The organism is Amycolatopsis sp. 2-15, from assembly GCF_030285625.1.
In the GTDB taxonomy this organism is placed as follows: Bacteria; Actinomycetota; Actinomycetes; order Mycobacteriales; family Pseudonocardiaceae; genus Amycolatopsis; species Amycolatopsis carbonis.
In genome coordinates this window covers 2,178,601-2,193,338 of record NZ_CP127294.1, presented here as the reverse complement: position 1 = coordinate 2,193,338, position 14,738 = coordinate 2,178,601, and the positions used below count along the sequence as shown (strand labels likewise).

12 protein-coding genes and 1 other RNA gene are annotated in these 14,738 nt (G+C 72.3%); 4 read left to right on the top strand and 9 right to left on the bottom strand.

All coding sequences use genetic code 11. The annotated features are described in order from the left end of the window. Positions 1–27: 27 nt before the first annotated feature. On the bottom strand, positions 28–1,335 hold the full coding sequence (locus tag QRX50_RS10705) for a lipopolysaccharide biosynthesis protein (RefSeq protein ID WP_285971797.1): 1,308 nt from the start codon (positions 1,333–1,335) through the stop codon (positions 28–30). Next, entirely contained in the window at positions 1,332–2,354 is a 1,023-nt protein-coding gene (locus QRX50_RS10700; RefSeq protein ID WP_285971796.1) for a glycosyltransferase family 2 protein, read from the bottom strand. The genes QRX50_RS10705 and QRX50_RS10700 overlap by 4 nt, the downstream gene beginning before the upstream one ends. 82 nt (positions 2,355–2,436) lie before the next feature. On the opposite strand from QRX50_RS10700, the gene QRX50_RS10695 reads away from it, so the two are divergent. Further along, complete coding sequence (locus QRX50_RS10695) at positions 2,437–3,534, top strand: UDP-N-acetylglucosamine 2-epimerase (RefSeq protein ID WP_285971795.1); 1,098 nt, start codon at positions 2,437–2,439, stop codon at positions 3,532–3,534. A gap of 57 nt (positions 3,535–3,591) precedes the next feature. Here QRX50_RS10695 and recR read toward each other — a convergent pair whose 3' ends face one another. After that, positions 3,592–4,188, bottom strand: coding sequence for a recombination mediator RecR (gene recR / locus QRX50_RS10690; protein ID WP_220244932.1), 597 nt, complete (start codon positions 4,186–4,188; stop codon positions 3,592–3,594). A 3-nt stretch (positions 4,189–4,191) separates the two neighbouring features. After that, complete coding sequence (locus QRX50_RS10685; protein WP_285971794.1) at positions 4,192–4,548, bottom strand: YbaB/EbfC family nucleoid-associated protein; 357 nt, start codon at positions 4,546–4,548, stop codon at positions 4,192–4,194. Positions 4,549–4,644: 96 nt separating this feature from the next. Between QRX50_RS10685 and QRX50_RS10680 the strand changes: the two genes are divergently transcribed. Further along, positions 4,645–5,502 carry an N-acetylmuramoyl-L-alanine amidase gene (locus QRX50_RS10680; protein WP_285971793.1) on the top strand — a complete coding sequence of 286 codons (858 nt, stop codon included), beginning with the start codon at positions 4,645–4,647 and terminating at the stop codon, positions 5,500–5,502. Positions 5,503–5,523: 21 nt separating this feature from the next. On the opposite strand, the gene QRX50_RS10675 is transcribed toward QRX50_RS10680, so the two are convergent. Both QRX50_RS10675 and QRX50_RS10670 read right to left on the bottom strand, forming a co-directional pair. Next, positions 5,524–7,677 carry a DNA polymerase III subunit gamma and tau gene (locus tag QRX50_RS10675; protein WP_285971792.1) on the bottom strand — a complete coding sequence of 718 codons (2,154 nt, stop codon included), beginning with the start codon at positions 7,675–7,677 and terminating at the stop codon, positions 5,524–5,526. Between the two features lie 45 nt (positions 7,678–7,722). After that, on the bottom strand, positions 7,723–9,315 hold the full coding sequence (locus QRX50_RS10670) for an ALF repeat-containing protein (RefSeq protein WP_285971791.1): 1,593 nt from the start codon (positions 9,313–9,315) through the stop codon (positions 7,723–7,725). A gap of 124 nt (positions 9,316–9,439) precedes the next feature. Between QRX50_RS10670 and QRX50_RS10665 the strand changes: the two genes are divergently transcribed. Next, positions 9,440–10,306 carry a spermidine synthase gene (locus tag QRX50_RS10665; RefSeq protein WP_285971790.1) on the top strand — a complete coding sequence of 289 codons (867 nt, stop codon included), beginning with the start codon at positions 9,440–9,442 and terminating at the stop codon, positions 10,304–10,306. Positions 10,307–10,334: 28 nt separating this feature from the next. Here the strand turns inward: QRX50_RS10665 and ffs are convergent. Both ffs and QRX50_RS10655 read right to left on the bottom strand, forming a co-directional pair. Beyond that, positions 10,335–10,429: signal recognition particle sRNA small type (gene ffs, locus QRX50_RS10660), an RNA gene on the bottom strand. A gap of 27 nt (positions 10,430–10,456) precedes the next feature. Further along, positions 10,457–11,668 carry a nitrate- and nitrite sensing domain-containing protein gene (locus QRX50_RS10655; protein WP_285971789.1) on the bottom strand — a complete coding sequence of 404 codons (1,212 nt, stop codon included), beginning with the start codon at positions 11,666–11,668 and terminating at the stop codon, positions 10,457–10,459. A 234-nt stretch (positions 11,669–11,902) separates the two neighbouring features. On the opposite strand from QRX50_RS10655, the gene QRX50_RS10650 reads away from it, so the two are divergent. After that, a complete protein-coding gene (locus QRX50_RS10650; protein ID WP_285971788.1) occupies positions 11,903–12,826 on the top strand; it encodes a serine/threonine dehydratase in 924 nt (307 codons plus the stop codon). On the opposite strand, the gene QRX50_RS10645 is transcribed toward QRX50_RS10650, so the two are convergent. Beyond that, the gene (locus tag QRX50_RS10645; RefSeq protein ID WP_285971787.1) at positions 12,813–14,723 is read right to left on the bottom strand and encodes a glycosyltransferase family 39 protein; all 1,911 of its coding nucleotides are present in this window, start codon (positions 14,721–14,723) and stop codon (positions 12,813–12,815) included. The genes QRX50_RS10650 and QRX50_RS10645 overlap by 14 nt on opposite strands. Positions 14,724–14,738 lie beyond the last annotated feature (15 nt).

Sequence of the window (14,738 nt, the reverse complement as noted above, 5' to 3'; positions counted from 1 at the left end):
GCCGGCCTGAGCTCGCCTGCACAGTACTCAGACGCCCGGGGTGCCCTGCACGTTGCCCGGTCGCCGCAAAACGAACGCCGCCGCGACCACGAGACCCACCGTCGGCCCGACGGCCAACCCGACCACGGCCCGCAGGATCGTGTCACCCGGCAGCAACAACAGCACCAACGCCGTCGAAACGGCGACCACGGCCCAGGTGACGAGCACCTTGTTCGCCTGCGTCCTGGCGACGAGGACCGCGGTCATCAACTGCATCGCGGTGAGCAGCACGGCACCCCACACCATGCCCGCGACCCACCAGCCCTGGGCGGACGCGTACTTCGCCCCGAACAGCAACTGCACCAGCCACGGTCCGATGAGCAGTCCGACCAACGCGCCGGCGACTCCCACGACGAGGGTGCCGAGCGTGCCGAGCGCGAGCAGACGGCGCAGGCGGTGCATGCCTTCGGCAGTACCGGAGAGCCGCACCACCGTGGGTACCGCGAGCGCCTGCAACGGCGAAAGCAGCAGCAAGGGGACTCTCGAGACCTGCAGCGTCGCGAACAGCACACCGACCTGCGCGTCGTCGCCGGCCGGGGCGAGGAGGCTGACCAACGCGGGATAGCCCGTGATGACGCTCGCAGTGAGCCCGGCGCCGGCCATGAGCAGCACGATCCGGGACGCGACCGGCCGCCACGCCTCGCCGTCGAGGTGGGGATCGATCAGGCTGCTGATCGGGCGCACGAACAGCAGCCAGGCGAACGAGCCGACGGCCGCGGCGATAGCGAAGGAGACGATGCCGGTGAGGCCTGCCACGAACACGCCGGCGAGCACCAGCACGCGAACCGCGGCCTCAGCGAATACCAGCCACGAGTACTGGGCAATCTTCTGCGCCCCGACCAGCAATCCCCGCGCGGCGAACTGGCAGGCGAACGAGAGCGCACCGCAGAACACGATGATCCCGAGTTCGGTGTGGCCTGAGTACAGGCGCTCGTTGAGCACCGGCACCACCACGGTGAGCCCGGCGATCACCGCGACGATCACGGCGCCGACGGTGAGCGCCCGCAGCGCGGGCCGCCCGGGTTTGCGGCCTTCCAGCGCGCCGACCGCCGACTGGCGAGAAAGCTCTTGTTCGAGCGGCGACAGGGCGCTGCCCAGCCCCATCAGGATGCCCCAGAACGAAAGGAAGACCTTGTTGTCCGCCGGGTCGAGCCAGCGGCCCACCAGCAGGGTCAGCACGTAGCCCAAGGCGATGGCGACCAGCAGGGAGATGCCGATCTTCCCGGCCGACCTGCCGGTTTCCTTCGCCAGTTCGCGCTGTCCCTCGTCGGTCACCGGTGTGCTCGGTGTGCTCATCGGGCGGACCGGCGGCGGGCGCGCAGGGCCATGACCAGACCGCGCACGGCACCGGCGCCGAAGCCGGCGCCGAAGACCGGGGCGAGCAGCGCGACGGCGCGCGCTTCGGACTTCGTGGCGCCGAAGCGCGTCACGGCGGCGCCCGCGGCGGCGGAACCGGCGGCGGCGAGCGCCACGGCCGTCTTCGGGCGGCGCGCGGCCAGGCCGAGGCCGACGAGGCCGACGGCCAAGGCGGCGAAGAGGCCGTTGCGCGCGGGGCCGGGTGAAGCGAGGTAGGAGTCCACGAACGTGGTGCCGCGGAAGTACGACTGCGCGGTGAACTTCTTGAAGGAGTCGCGCCCGTGGTAGGTCGCGGAGAAGTCCGGTGCGAGGAAGACGCGGTGGCGCTCGGCGATCCAGCGCAGGACGCCGGTGTCGTCGCTCGCGAAGCGGGAATCGTCGAACAGTGATTCGAATGCGGCGCTCGCGTTCTCCAGAACTTCACGCGGCGCGGAAAAGAACCCCGTGCCCTTGGGGAACACGTCGAATTCGTCGATCCCGAAGGACATCAGTCGCGGATTCGCGCAGTAGCGCCGCCACGGAATCTTCACCATTCCGGCGAGGAAGCCCGCGTACGGATTGCGCTCGGAGTCCACGTTGATGTGGCCGTTCCAGACCGTGCGCTCCGGGTACGCCACGAGCTGGTCACGCAGGAACACGAGTGAGGTTTTGTCGACGATCACACGGCTGTCGACCAGCACGACCTGCTGCCCGGAGGCCTTGGCGAGCCCCGCGCGACGGGCTTCGAAGCGCCCGCTGTTGGGCTGGGCCAGCACGGTGATGCCGTGGCGCCGCTGGAGTGCGGCCAGCTTCTCGGGCGTTCCGTCGGTGCTACCGTCGTCGACCACGACGATCTCCGCCGGCCAGCCCGCGGCCTCCGCGGCCGTGACCAGTGCGCCGACGCTGCGTTCGATCCAGTCCTGCTCGTTGTAGACCGGAATCACGACGCTGAGCGAGGGGAGGAGCGGGTTCGCACTCACGGGCCGAGGCTACCCTGTGCCCCGGGGCCGGACGTGCCCAGTATCCTTCGGACACCGCATACCGACCAGAAACGGGCCTCCGGTGATTTCCTTTATTCTCGGCACCACCGCGGAACTGATCAAGATCGCGCCGGTCTACCACGGGATCGCGGAGCGCGGCGTGCGGCCGAAGATCTGGTTCACCGCGCAGCACGTGGACGAGGTCGCCGACGCGCTGGCCGATCTGAAGCTGCCGGAGCCCGACGTCTGGCTCATGCCGCGGGACAAGGCCCACAACCTGGAATCGCCCGCGCAGGTGCCGGGCTGGGCGGCGCAGGTGCTGCGCACCGCGTGGAGCCGGCGGGCCGAGTTGCGCGCCGCGCTCGTCGAGGACGGACGGCCGCCGCTGGTGCTGGTGCACGGCGACACGTTCACGACGCCGTACGGCTCGCTGATCGGGAAGCGCATCCTCAAGTCGCGCGTCGGGCACGTCGAGGCGGGCGCGCGGTCGGGCAGCATCCTGTCGCCGCTGCCGGAAGAGCTGAACCGCAAGATCGCCGCGAAGATCGTCGACATCCACTTCGCGCCCACTTCGCGTGAGGTCAACAACCTGCGCCACGCGCGCGGCGTCGTCGTCGACACCGAGGCGAACACCGCGATCGACGCGATGCGCCTCGCGATCAACCAACCGCTGGACGTGCCGAACCTGCCGGAGAAGTTCGGCCTCGCCACGCTGCACCGCTTCGAGCTCGTGTCGCGCGCGGACAAGTACCGCGAAGCGCTGGAGATCCTGCGCGAGCAGAGCCGCAAGATGCCGATCCTGTACATGGCGGGCGCGCCGGAGCGGGAGAAGATCCGGTCGCTGGGCCTGGACAACCTGTTCGACGACAAGTTCATCGCGCAGCCCAAGATGCGTTACCTGAAGTTCCTGCCGCTGGTGGCGCGCGCCGAGTACGTCGTCACCGACTCCGGTGGCCTCTCGGCCGAGTGCTACTACCTCGGCCTGCCCTGCGCGGTGCACCGCGAGCGCACGGAAACCCCGCAGCACCTGGGCGAAACCGTGGTGCTGACGGAAATGCGCGGCGACAAGCTGCAGAACTTCCTGGACACGTACCAGAACCGGCGCGGTGAGTCCTGGATGGACAAGTACCACCCGTCCGACATCATCGTCGACACGCTGGCGCAGCTCGGCTACTGCTGAACCACAGCAACGCGAAACGGCCCCTTCACCGCGGTGAAGGGGCCGTTTCGTTTGTCCTTACAGCGCTCGCCGGCCGGACAGCGCTCGGCCGAGGGTCAGCTCGTCGGCGAACTCCAGGTCGCCGCCCATCGGCAGGCCCGAGGCCAGCCGCGTGACGGACAGGCCCGGGAAGTCGCGCAGCATGCGGACCAGGTAGGTGGCCGTGGCCTCGCCCTCGGTGTTCGGGTCCGTGGCGATGATGATCTCGCTGATGTCCGCCGCACCGATGCGCTTGAGCAGCTCACGCATGCGCAGCTGCTCCGGCCCGATGCCTGACAACGGGTCGAGCGCCCCGCCCAGGACGTGGTAGCGGCCCTTGAACTCGCGTGTGCGCTCCACGGCCAGGACGTCTTTCGGCTCCTCGACCACGCAGATCACCGTGAGGTCGCGGCGCTCGTCCCGGCAGATGCGGCAGGTCTGCTGCTCGGAGACGTTGCCGCAGATCTCGCAGAACTGCACGCCCTCCTTGACCTTGCCGAGCACGTCCTGCAGCCGCCCGATGTCGGCGGGATCCGTTGCCAGCAGGTGGAAAGCGATGCGCTGGGCGCTCTTCGGCCCGACCCCGGGCAGCCGCCCGAGCTCGTCGATCAGGTCCTGGACCACACCCTCGTACAAGGGTCAGCCGCCGAACCCGAGGCTGCCGAGATCCGGCATCCCGCCGCCACCGAGGCCGCCGGCCAGGGGGCCGAGCTTCTGCTCGGTGAGCTTCTGCGCGTTCGCCGACGCGTCGCGCACCGCGGCGACCACGAGGTCGGCCAGGGTCTCGACGTCGTCCGGGTCGACCACCTTGGGGTCGATCACGAGGTTCTTGAGCTGGCTGTCGCCGGACACCGTCGCGGTGACCAGGCCGCCGCCCGCGGTGCCTGTGACCTCGGTGTTCGCGAGCTCCTCCTGCGCCTCGACCAGCTTCTGCTGCATCTGCTGCGCCTGCTGCATGATCTGCGACAGGTCGAAGCCGCCGCCGGGTTGCACCATGATCGCTCTCGATCCTTCCGCCACTGGGTGTTCCTCCCCAGCGTAGCCGCGTCGCCGCGCTGCCTGCCCAGGCGCCACGCGCACGCCTGTGGCACGGTGGTCGCCGTGCGTGTGAACCCTCTCCCGTTACTGGTCGGCCTGGTGCTGCTCACGGCGTGTTCCGGCGGTGGCGGGACACCGGCCGCGGCTCCTGCTCCGAGTACTTCGGCGCCGGTGACCACGACGTCGGCGGCGGCTTCCTCCTCGGTGGCTTCACCCCCACCGGTGCCGTCGACTTCTTCGGCCAAGCCCGCCGTGCCCGTGGTGACGGGCAAGGTCGTGGTGTTGGACCCCGGCCACAACGGCGGCAACGCGTCGCACCCGAAGGACATCAACCGCAGCGTCCCGGCCGGGCGCGGCGAGATGAAGCCGTGCAACACGACCGGCACGGCCACCAACGCGGGGTACTCCGAGCACGCGTTCAACTTCGCGGTGGCGCAGGAGGTCGGGAACGCGTTGGCGGCCAAGGGGATCAAGGTCGTCTACACGCGCACGAACGACACCGGCGTGGGCCCGTGCGTCGACCGCCGCGCGGAGATCGGCAACGACGCCGGCGCCGGCGCGGTCGTCTCCATCCACGCCGACGGCTCCACGTCGGCCGGCGCGCACGGGTTCCACGTCGCGTACTCGTCGCCGCCGCTGAACGCGGCCCAGGGCGCCCCGTCGACGCGGCTCGCCCACGCCCTGCGCAACGGGCTTCGCGCCGACGGCTTCACCACGTCCACCTACATCGGCAGCGCGGGCCTGTCCGCGCGCTCCGACCTCGGTGGGCTGAACCTCTCGACCCGCCCGACGGTGCTGGTGGAGTGCGGCAACATGCGCAACTCCGCGGAGGCCGCGCTGATGTCGTCGGCTGCGGGGCGCGCGAAGTACGCGGCTGCCATCGCCGAAGCGATCGAGGCCTACCTCGCTTGACCCGCCGCTCGATCGAACAGCTCAGTCGAGCGGACGCGCGCCCAGGTGGTCGGAGATGAGCTTGCGGGCGATCTCGTCCGGGTCCTCGTCCGGGGACGGCGGGGGCGGCGGCGGGACGGGGCTCGAGTCCTCCGAGTAGATGTCGTCGTCCTCGTCCGAGGGTTCGGGCGGGAGCGGGATGTCCGGCTCGGCGGTGGTGACCTTCGGGCGCGCCGGCGGTTCCGGGGCGCGCGGGGGCTCGGGCGCGGCCTGTTGCTGCTGCGGCGGCGCGGGGGCCGCGGGGGCGGGGGCGGACGGAGCGGCGGATGGGCGCGTGAACGAGCGCTCCGGCGCGGGCGCGGCCTGTTGACGCTGGGGCGCGGCGGCACGGGAGGGTGCGGCGGCCGCGGCGGCGCCGTGGACGCAGCGGACCTGCCAGTCGCCGCCCAGCACGTCGGACAGGGCGCCGGCGATCTTGCGCGCGTTGTCCTGGTCGGACAGGCGCCGGGCGAGGGGCTCGGACTTGTGCGTGAGCGTGACGCTCGTGCCCTCGACGTCGACGACGGTCGCCTGCGTGAGCATCGCTTCGAGGCTGCGGCCACCGGCCAGCTTGCGCAGCGCGGCCAGCAGCTGCGGCCAGACGTTGCGGATCGCGGCGGCGTCGACGCCGCCTTCGGACGCAGCCGGTGCGGCAGGGGCCGACGGTTCGGGAGCCGGTTCGGCGGCAGGTGTGGGTGTGGGTGCGGGCGCCGGGGTGCCGCCCGGAGTCCGCGGGGTTCCCCAGCCGTCGTCGGAGGGAGCCGGGGCCGCGGGTGCGGCCGCGGCGGGCTCTTCCACCGGACGCGCCGGAGCCGGCGGCTGAGCCACGGGCCGCGACGGCGCAGCCGCGGGAGCCTGGGCGCGAGCCGGCGGCTCGGCGGGAGGCGCAGCAGGCGCCGCGGAAGCCGGCCGCTGCGAAGGACGCTGGAACTCCCGATCCGCCGCGGGAGCCGAACGCAGCTGCGGCTCGACCCCTGCCTCACCGCCGCCACCGGCGACGACGGCACGGCGTTCGAGCCGCTCGATCCGGGCCAGCAAAGCCTTTTCCGACTCCGTGACCGAAGGCAGCAGCATCCGCGCGCACAGCAGTTCGAGCACGAGCCGCGGCGACGTCGCGCCGCGCATCTCGAGAAGTCCATTGTGGACGATGTCGGCGTAGCGCGACAGCGTGCCGAGACCGATGCGTTCGGACTGCGCGCTCATCCGGCCCAGCTCCTCGGCGGGAGCGGACACCAGACCACGTTCACCGGCCTCGGGCACCGAGCGCATCAGCACGAGGTCGCGCAGGCGGTCGAGCAGGTCGGTGGCGAAGCGGCGCGGGTCGTGGCCCGCGTCGGCGAGCTTCTCGACCGTGCTGAACACCGTGGCCGCGTCTTCGGCCGACAGCGCGTCGACCATGTCGTCGATCAGCGCGACGTCGGTGACGCCCAGCAGCGACACCGCGCGCGGGTACGTGACACCGTCGGGCCCCGCGCCGGCCAGCAGCTGGTCGAGCACCGACTGCGTGTCGCGCGCCGAGCCGCCGCCCGCGCGGATCACCAGCGGGTACACGGCGGGCTCGACCTGCGCGCCCTCGGCCGCGACGTTGCGTTCCAGCAGCGCGCGCATCGAGCTCGGCGGGATCAGGCGGAACGGGTAGTGGTGCGTGCGCGAGCGGATGGTGGTGAGCACCTTGTCCGGCTCGGTCGTCGCGAAGATGAAGATCAGGTGCTCGGGCGGCTCTTCCACGATCTTCAGCAGGGCGTTGAAGCCCTGCGTGGTGACCATGTGCGCCTCGTCGATGATGAACACGCGGTAGCGCGATTCGGCGGGCGCGTAGAAGGCCTTGTCCCGCAGCTCGCGGGCGTCGTCGACACCACCGTGGCTGGCGGCGTCAAGCTCCGTGACGTCGACGCTGCCGGGCCCCTCGGGCGCCAGCGCGCGGCACGAGTTGCACTTGCCGCACGGGTCCGGCGTCGGGCCTTCGACGCAGTTGAGCGAGCGCGCCATGATCCGCGCGCTCGAGGTCTTGCCGCAGCCGCGCGGCCCGGAGAAGAGGTACGCGTGGTTGATGCGGCCCGCCGCGAGAGCGGTTCGCAGCGGTTCGGTCACATGCTCCTGGCCGACGACCTCGGCGAAGGTCGCCGGACGGTACTTGCGGTACAGCGCGAGAGCCACCCCGCGAGAGTACCGGCACCGACCGACAACCTTCGCCGTGGCAGGTCAGCGCACCGAGGCAGCCGCCTTCGCCGCGTCCGCGACCAGCGCGTTCACCGCAGCGACGTGTGCGGCGGTCGTCGCGTCACGCTGCTGGGCGCGGGGCACCTCGTTCGCGAGGAACGCCGCGAGCGCCGAGTCCGGCCCGTCGAGCGCGCCCTGCGCGACGGCGTTGACCTCCTCGGCACCGGCTGCGGACATCGCCCGGCCGACGAAGATGCGGTCGTCGATCTCCTTCGCCTGGTACTGCCCCTTCTCGAGGAACTCGGTCACGTCGGCGGGGGTGCCGTCGAGCGCCTTCTGCGCCCAATCGCGGGTCGCGGGACCACCGGCGGCCAGGATCTGGTCCACGGCGAGGCGCTCGTCGTTCTCCTTGCCCGGGTACTGCTTGGTGCGCAGGAACTCCTTGACCTGAGCCCAGGTCCCGGCCAGCGCGTCGGCCGCGGCCTGCTTCAGCGCGGGCTTCCCGTCGCCGTCGGCGATGGCCGTGACGGCCGCGCGGTCGTCGGCCTCCTGCGCGGTGTCGAGGCCGGTGCGGACGAACGCGGTGAGGTTCTCGTCCGTGCCGCTCAGCGCCGCGCGGGCCGCGGTGCGGACGGCGGGGCCGGCGTTGCGCAGGAGGTACAGCGCGGCGGAGCGGCCGTCGGTGAGGGCGAGCGCGGGGTCCGTGCCCGGCGCGACGGCCTCGGCGAGCTGCCGGTCCTTCTCGGCCACGAGCCGAGCCGCCTCGTCGGCCTTCGCCTTGGCGTCGGCGTCTGCCTCAGCCGCCTCCGCAGCCGCCTTCTGCCCGGCCGCCTGGCCCGCGGCGAGCTGCTTGTCCAGCCGGTCGGCGTTGGCCTTGCGCGCGTCGCTCGCGAGCTTCGCCGCCGAGTCGGCCGCCGCCTGCGCCTGGGCCTTGAAGTGGAACGCCGCGGCCTTGCGCGCGAGGTCGCGCTGGTGCGTCACGGCCGTGATCTCGGTGTCGCCCGCCGCGGCGACCCCGCTCCACACGGACAGGAAGTAGCGGACGTCCTCGATCGTGCCGCTCAGCGCCTGCTGCCCGGCCGCGTGGACCTCGGGCCCGCCTGCGGACATGACCTGCGTGGCGCGCACGCGATCGTCGTCGGCCTGGGCCTGGGCGAGGCCGGTCTGCAGGAACTCGTGCCGGTCGGCCGGGGTGCCGTCGAGCGCGATCTGCGCCGCCCGCTTCACGCCGGGGCCGCCCGCGGACATGGCCTGGTTGACCAGCAGGTCCTCGTCGATCTCACGCGAAACCTGCAGGCCGGTGGCCAGGAACGCGCGGATGTCGTCGGGGGTGCCGTCGAGCGCCTTCTGCGCGTCCCGCTTCACGATCGGCCCGCCCGCGGCCAGCGCCTGGTCGACGAGCAGCCGCTCGTCGTTGTCCTGCGCGTTCTGCCGGCCGGTGGCCAGGAACTCGCGAAGCTCGTCGGCGGTGCCGAGCAGCGCCTTGCGCGCCGCGTTCGTCATCGTCGGGCCGCCGGTCTCGTAGAGCGCCACGGCCTGCGCGCGGTCACTCAGCACGTCGGCGCTCGCCGGAGTGGCGACCCCCAGCCCGAGCGCCAGCACAGCCCCGGCGACGAGCAGTCTTGTCCCGTTCAACGGTTTCCCCCACATCGGTAAAGGATCTTCCGAACCCTTATCGACGGAGACCCGAAGACGTTTCAGGTGTGCCCGAAACCGCCACAAGTACGCTCGGACGGACTCGTCCGAAGAGAGGAAACCCGTGAGCCGTTCTGCCCGCAGCCGCGACAAGGGCGGGCCGCGGCCGGGGAACTACCCGGTGCGGTTCGGCACGGCCGAACTGCTCGCCGACGCGGATCGACCCAACGCGTGGCTCATCTCGGTCGACGGGGTGGCGCAGTCCTACGTCGACCTCGACGATCCGACGAACCTGGAGTTCGACTACGTCCGGCGGCTCGGCGACGTCGTCGACTGCCTGCCCGAAGGGCCACTCGACGCGCTGCACGTGGGCGGCGCCGGGTGCACCCTCGCCCGATATGTGGCGGCGACGCGGGCGGGGTCGCGGCAGCTGGTGTTCGACGCGGACGGGCCACTGATCGACCTGGTGCGCGAGCAGCTGGACCTGCGCAGCGTGCCGCGGTTGAAGGTGCGGATCGAGGGCGGGCGCGAGGGCGTCGCGTCTCGCTACGACGCGTCGGCGGACCTCGTGGTGGTGGACGCGTTCGAGCGGGCGTCGTTCGCCGGCGGCCTGGCGACAGTGGAGTTCGTGACCGACGTGGCACGCGTGCTGCGCGGCGGCGGCGTGATGCTGGCGAACATCACCGACGGGCCCGGGCTGGCGTTCGTGCGGCGGTTCCTGGCGACGGTCGGCGAGGTGTTCGGGCACGTCGTGCTGCTGGCCGAGCCCGGGGTGCTGCGTGGGCGGCGCTTCGGCAACGTCGTGGTGGCGGCTTCGCGCGCGGAGCTGCCGGTGGACGTCCTGACGCGCAAGGCGGCTTCCTCGGCGTACCCGGCGCGCTGCGTTTCCGGCGACGAGCTGCGGAAGCTGCGGGGGAAGGCGCTGCCCGTGCGGGACGCCGAGCCGATCGCGTCGCCGGTGCCACCGGAGGACGTGCTCGGGCTGTTCTGAACGGGCCCCGAAAACGCCGGCTCCAAAACAAAGGGGACCCCGCGCACCCGTCAGAGCCTGCTTATCCTTGCTGCCTTCCGGCCCTGGGGAGGTTCACAGGGTGGACGCCGCGCGGGGTCCGTCGTCCAGTGTAGCGGAGGCGAACGGCGCCTAGCTGCCGACCGCTTGTTTGAGCTCCTCGATGAGCGCCGGGGTCAGGACCTCGGTGGCGCGGTTGGCGAACATCGCCATCTCGTACGCGATCGTGCCCAGGCTGGCCCTGGTGGTCTCGGTCTCGGTGTCGCCGACGCGGACGAGCTCGGCGTCGGCCAGGTCGGCGACGGAGGTGGCGGCCGAGGTGAGGCGGCGCAGCGGGTCGGCGATCGAGCGGCTCACGGCGAGCGCGAGGAACGCGACGAGTCCGAAGAGGACGGCCGCGCCGCCGCCGACCAGCCAGGCCAGCCGGGTCGCCGCGGCCGCGCGGTCGCCGGCCGCGGCGTTGATCTCGGCCGTCACGCGGTCCTGCGCGGTGCGGCGTTCGGCGGTCTGCTGCCGGCCGGCGGCCACGACGTCGTGCACGTAGGGCTCGGGCCCCGCGTCCGGCTCGGGCAGCTGCGTGGCGAGCTGGTCGACGTGGTGGGCGGCCTCGCCGGAGTCGACGTCCGCCAGGAGCGCGGCCTGGTCGTGGCCGGCCAGCTGCGTGAAGCGGTCGGCGTGCACCTGCGCGCGCTGGGTCGCTTCGTCCAGGAGGGACTGTCCGGCCGAGCGCGACTGGGCCGCGACGACCAGCGCGGTGACGCGCAGCGACTCCTCTTCGTCAGCCCGCAGGAGCGCTTCGAGTGCGGAGAGCTGACGGGCGCCCTCCGCGTCGGCGGCCGTGCGCGGCACGAGCTGCAGCGCGTCGATCAGCGCGCTCACCACGGTGTCGTACGTGCGGGCGATGCGTTCGGCGGAAATGCTGCGGTGCAAGGTGTTCTGCCGCTCGTCACCCAGGGAGCCGACGCGGGCGAGCGCCGTCTTCAGCTCGGCCTCCGCGCCGGCGCCGAGCGCGGTGCGGACCTGGCCGACGGTCGCGTCGACGGTCTGCTGCTGGCGCACGAGGTCGGTGTCGGCCGTCGAGGGCGAGGCCACGAACGCGGCGGCGAGCACGCCCTCGCGCTGCACCTGCCAGACGAGCCCGCTGAGCTCCTGGGTGTTCCAGGCGGCCCGAACGGTGTCGTCGGCCGAGGCGACACTGCCGGTCTGCTTGACCACGAACGGCACGGACACCAGCAGCACGGCGGCCAGCGGCGGCAGGAGCAACAGGTTGAGCTTGCCGCGAATGCCGAGTCTCGACAGCACCCGGGCACCGGCCCACCGGGGCCGGGTCCTGCCGTGGCGCATCAGCGTCACCTTCCCGTTCCTCCGCTCACGGCACCGCGGGCGGACATCTGTACACAAAGGAGCAAGACCGAACGGATGACACCGCAAAGGGGGCCATGCATGGCACCCGACACGCACGGTGAGACCCGTACCGTAACGGACAAGGGTGACCGGCCCCTGGCTCTTCCGCGCGAGAGCTTAGCGACTGGCACAAGATCCCGACAACGCTTCAAGACCACGTGTCCCAAGACGAAGATGGACGGTATGAGCACACCACCGCGTACGCCGACGCCCGCCGACGTGGCCGCAGCCGCGAACCGCATCCGGCCACACGTTCGGAGGACACCGCAGTTACGGACCGAAATCGACGGTCGGCCCGTGGTGTTCAAGCTGGAGCACCTGCAGCGCAGTGGTTCGTTCAAGCTGCGCGGCGCCGTCAACGCGCTGCTCGCCGGCCCGGCCCCGCGCCGCGTCGTCACGGCTTCGGGCGGCAACCACGGCCTCGGTGTCGCGACGGCCGCGCAGGCGCTGGGCCTGCCCGCGGTCGTGTACGTGCCCGAGTCCGTCCCGGCCGCGAAGGCCGCCGGGATCGAGGCCGCGGGCGCGAAGCTGATCCGCCACGGCGCGACGTACGCGGAGGCGGCGGCCGCCGCGCTGGCCGTCGGCGACGAACCCGGCACGCGCTACCTGCCGGCCTACGACGACCCCGACGTGGTCGCCGGCCAGGGCACGGTGACGGCCGAGGTCGTCGCGGACGACCCGGACGTCGACGCCGTGGTGGTCGCCGTCGGCGGTGGCGGGCTCGCCGCGGGCACGGCGCTGGCGGCCGACCGACGGCGCGTGTTCGCCGTCGAGCCGGAGCGCTGCCAGGCGCTGCACGCCGCGCTCGAGGCCGGTCAGCCGGTGGACGTCACGCTCGACTCCGTGGCCGCCTCGGCTCTCGGTGCGACCCGCGTGGGCGAAGTGCCCTTCCGGATCCTGAACGCCCCGAACGTCACGTCCGTGCTGGTCAGCGACGCCGAGCTGCTCGCCGCGCGCGACCGGCTGTGGAGCGAGTTCCGCCTGGCCGTGGAGCCGGCCGCGGCGGTCCCGCTCGCGGCGTGGCTCGCCGGTCGCGTGCCCGCCGCGCGGCCCTGTTTCGTCCTCTGTGGAGCGAACACGAGCATTACTTTCGCGTGAGGTCGTAGACGGTCGTGCCGCCGACGGTCGTCGCGGGGAAGTTCTGCTCGACCCACGTGGTGATCTGCCCGGCCGTGCCGCGGTTGCCGCCGAAGCCACCGCGGCCGCCTGCCACGAAGTAGTGCACCTCGCCGGCGCCGACGTACTGCTGGAACTGCGCGAGCGTCGGCGCCGGGTCGCTGCCACTGAAGCCGCCGATGGCCATCACGGGCTTGCCGCTGCTCAGCGCGAGACCGGCCGACTGCATGGCGCCGGTCTGCGCGGCGGCCCACTTCGTGGTGGTCGCCTGGAGAAGTCGATCAAGATCCACTGTGGACTCCACCGTCCCACCGAACCCACCGAAGCCGCCGCCGCGCAACCCACCGCCGCCACGCTGCCCCGCCGGCCCCGACGACGGCTGGCCGCCGGTGTGCGCCGTCGCGGCCGTGACGACGGTGAACGAAGCCGTGCCGAGCAGCGTCGCCACGAGCCCGAGCACGGCGACGACCGGCGCCGCGCGGCGGAGCGAGTCGACGCCGAAGAGCACGGCCGCGGTGGCGAGCGCGCCCAGCACGAGCACGGCGTAGCGCAGCCACGGCTGCCACTCCGGCGTCCGGGCGAGCAGGATGAACGCCCACACGGCGGTGGTGGCCAGCATCAGGGCGAGTACCGCGCGCGGGGCGAAGCGCGCCCGGCCGCGCCACAGCTCGCAGGCCGCGATGCCGATCGTCGCGGCGACGCCGGGCGCGAGCGCCACCGTGTAGTACGGGTGGATGATCCCGCTCATGTAGCTGAAGACCACGACCGAGACGACCATCCAGCCGCCCCACAGCAGCAGCGCGGCGCGGCTGCGGTCGGTGCGCGGGGCGCGGCGGGTGAACCACAGCCCGGCGACGAGCCCGATCAACGCGGCGGGCAGCAGCCACGACGCCTCGCCGCCGAACTGCTCGGTGAACAGCCGCGTCAGGCCCGTGCCGCCGCCGAAGCCGCGAAAGCCGCCACCTCCGCCGGCCCGGTTCGGCAGGTCTAAGCCGGCCGGCAGCTCGGGCCGGGCGCCAGCACCGCCGTGACCCTGGCCGAAGATCCGGCCCAATCCGTTGTAGCCGAAGGCCAGCTCCAGCACGCTGTTGTTCGTGGAACCACTGATGTAGGGCCGGTCGGCAACGGGCCACAGCGCGACGGCCAGCACCCACCACCCCGCCGACACGAGCACCGCACCGGCCGCGGCGAGCAGCTGCCACAGGCGCCGGCCGAGCGACGTCGGCGCCGCCACCGCGTAGGCGAGCACGAACGCCGGCAGCACCAGGAAGGCCTGCAGCATCTTGTCGAGGAACCCGAACCCGATCGCGACGCCCGCGAGCAACAGCCACTTCGTGCTCGCCCGCTCCAGCGCGCGCACCACGCAGTAGCCGCCGGCGACCAGGAGCAGCACGAGGAACGCGTCGGGGTTGTCGAAGCGGAACATCAGTGCCGCGACGGGCGTCAACGCGAGCGCGGAGCCCGCGAGCAACCCGGTGCCGGGGCCGGACAGGCGCCGCACCGCGAGGTAGAGCAGGCCGACGGACGCGACGCCCGCCAGCGCGTCGGGCACCAGCAGGCTCCAGCTGGAGAAGCCGAAGATCCGGCCCGAAAGCCCCATGACCCACAGCGAAAACGGTGGTTTGTCGACCGTGACCACGTTGCCCGGATCGAGCGAGCCGAAGAACCACGCCTTCCAGCTCTCGGTACCGGCCTGCACGGCCATGGCGTAGAAGTCGTTGCCCCAGCCCGAAATCGCAACATCGGTGACATACAGCGCAGCGGTCGCGACCAGGAGCACCGCAACCGCCGGCCGCACCCATCTGGGCTGCTCCACGGGCGGGGCCGCGGGCGTCGGGTCCACTGTGGTCGGTCCGGGCGCGGTGAGGGCACTCGTCATGCGGCCATGCTCACG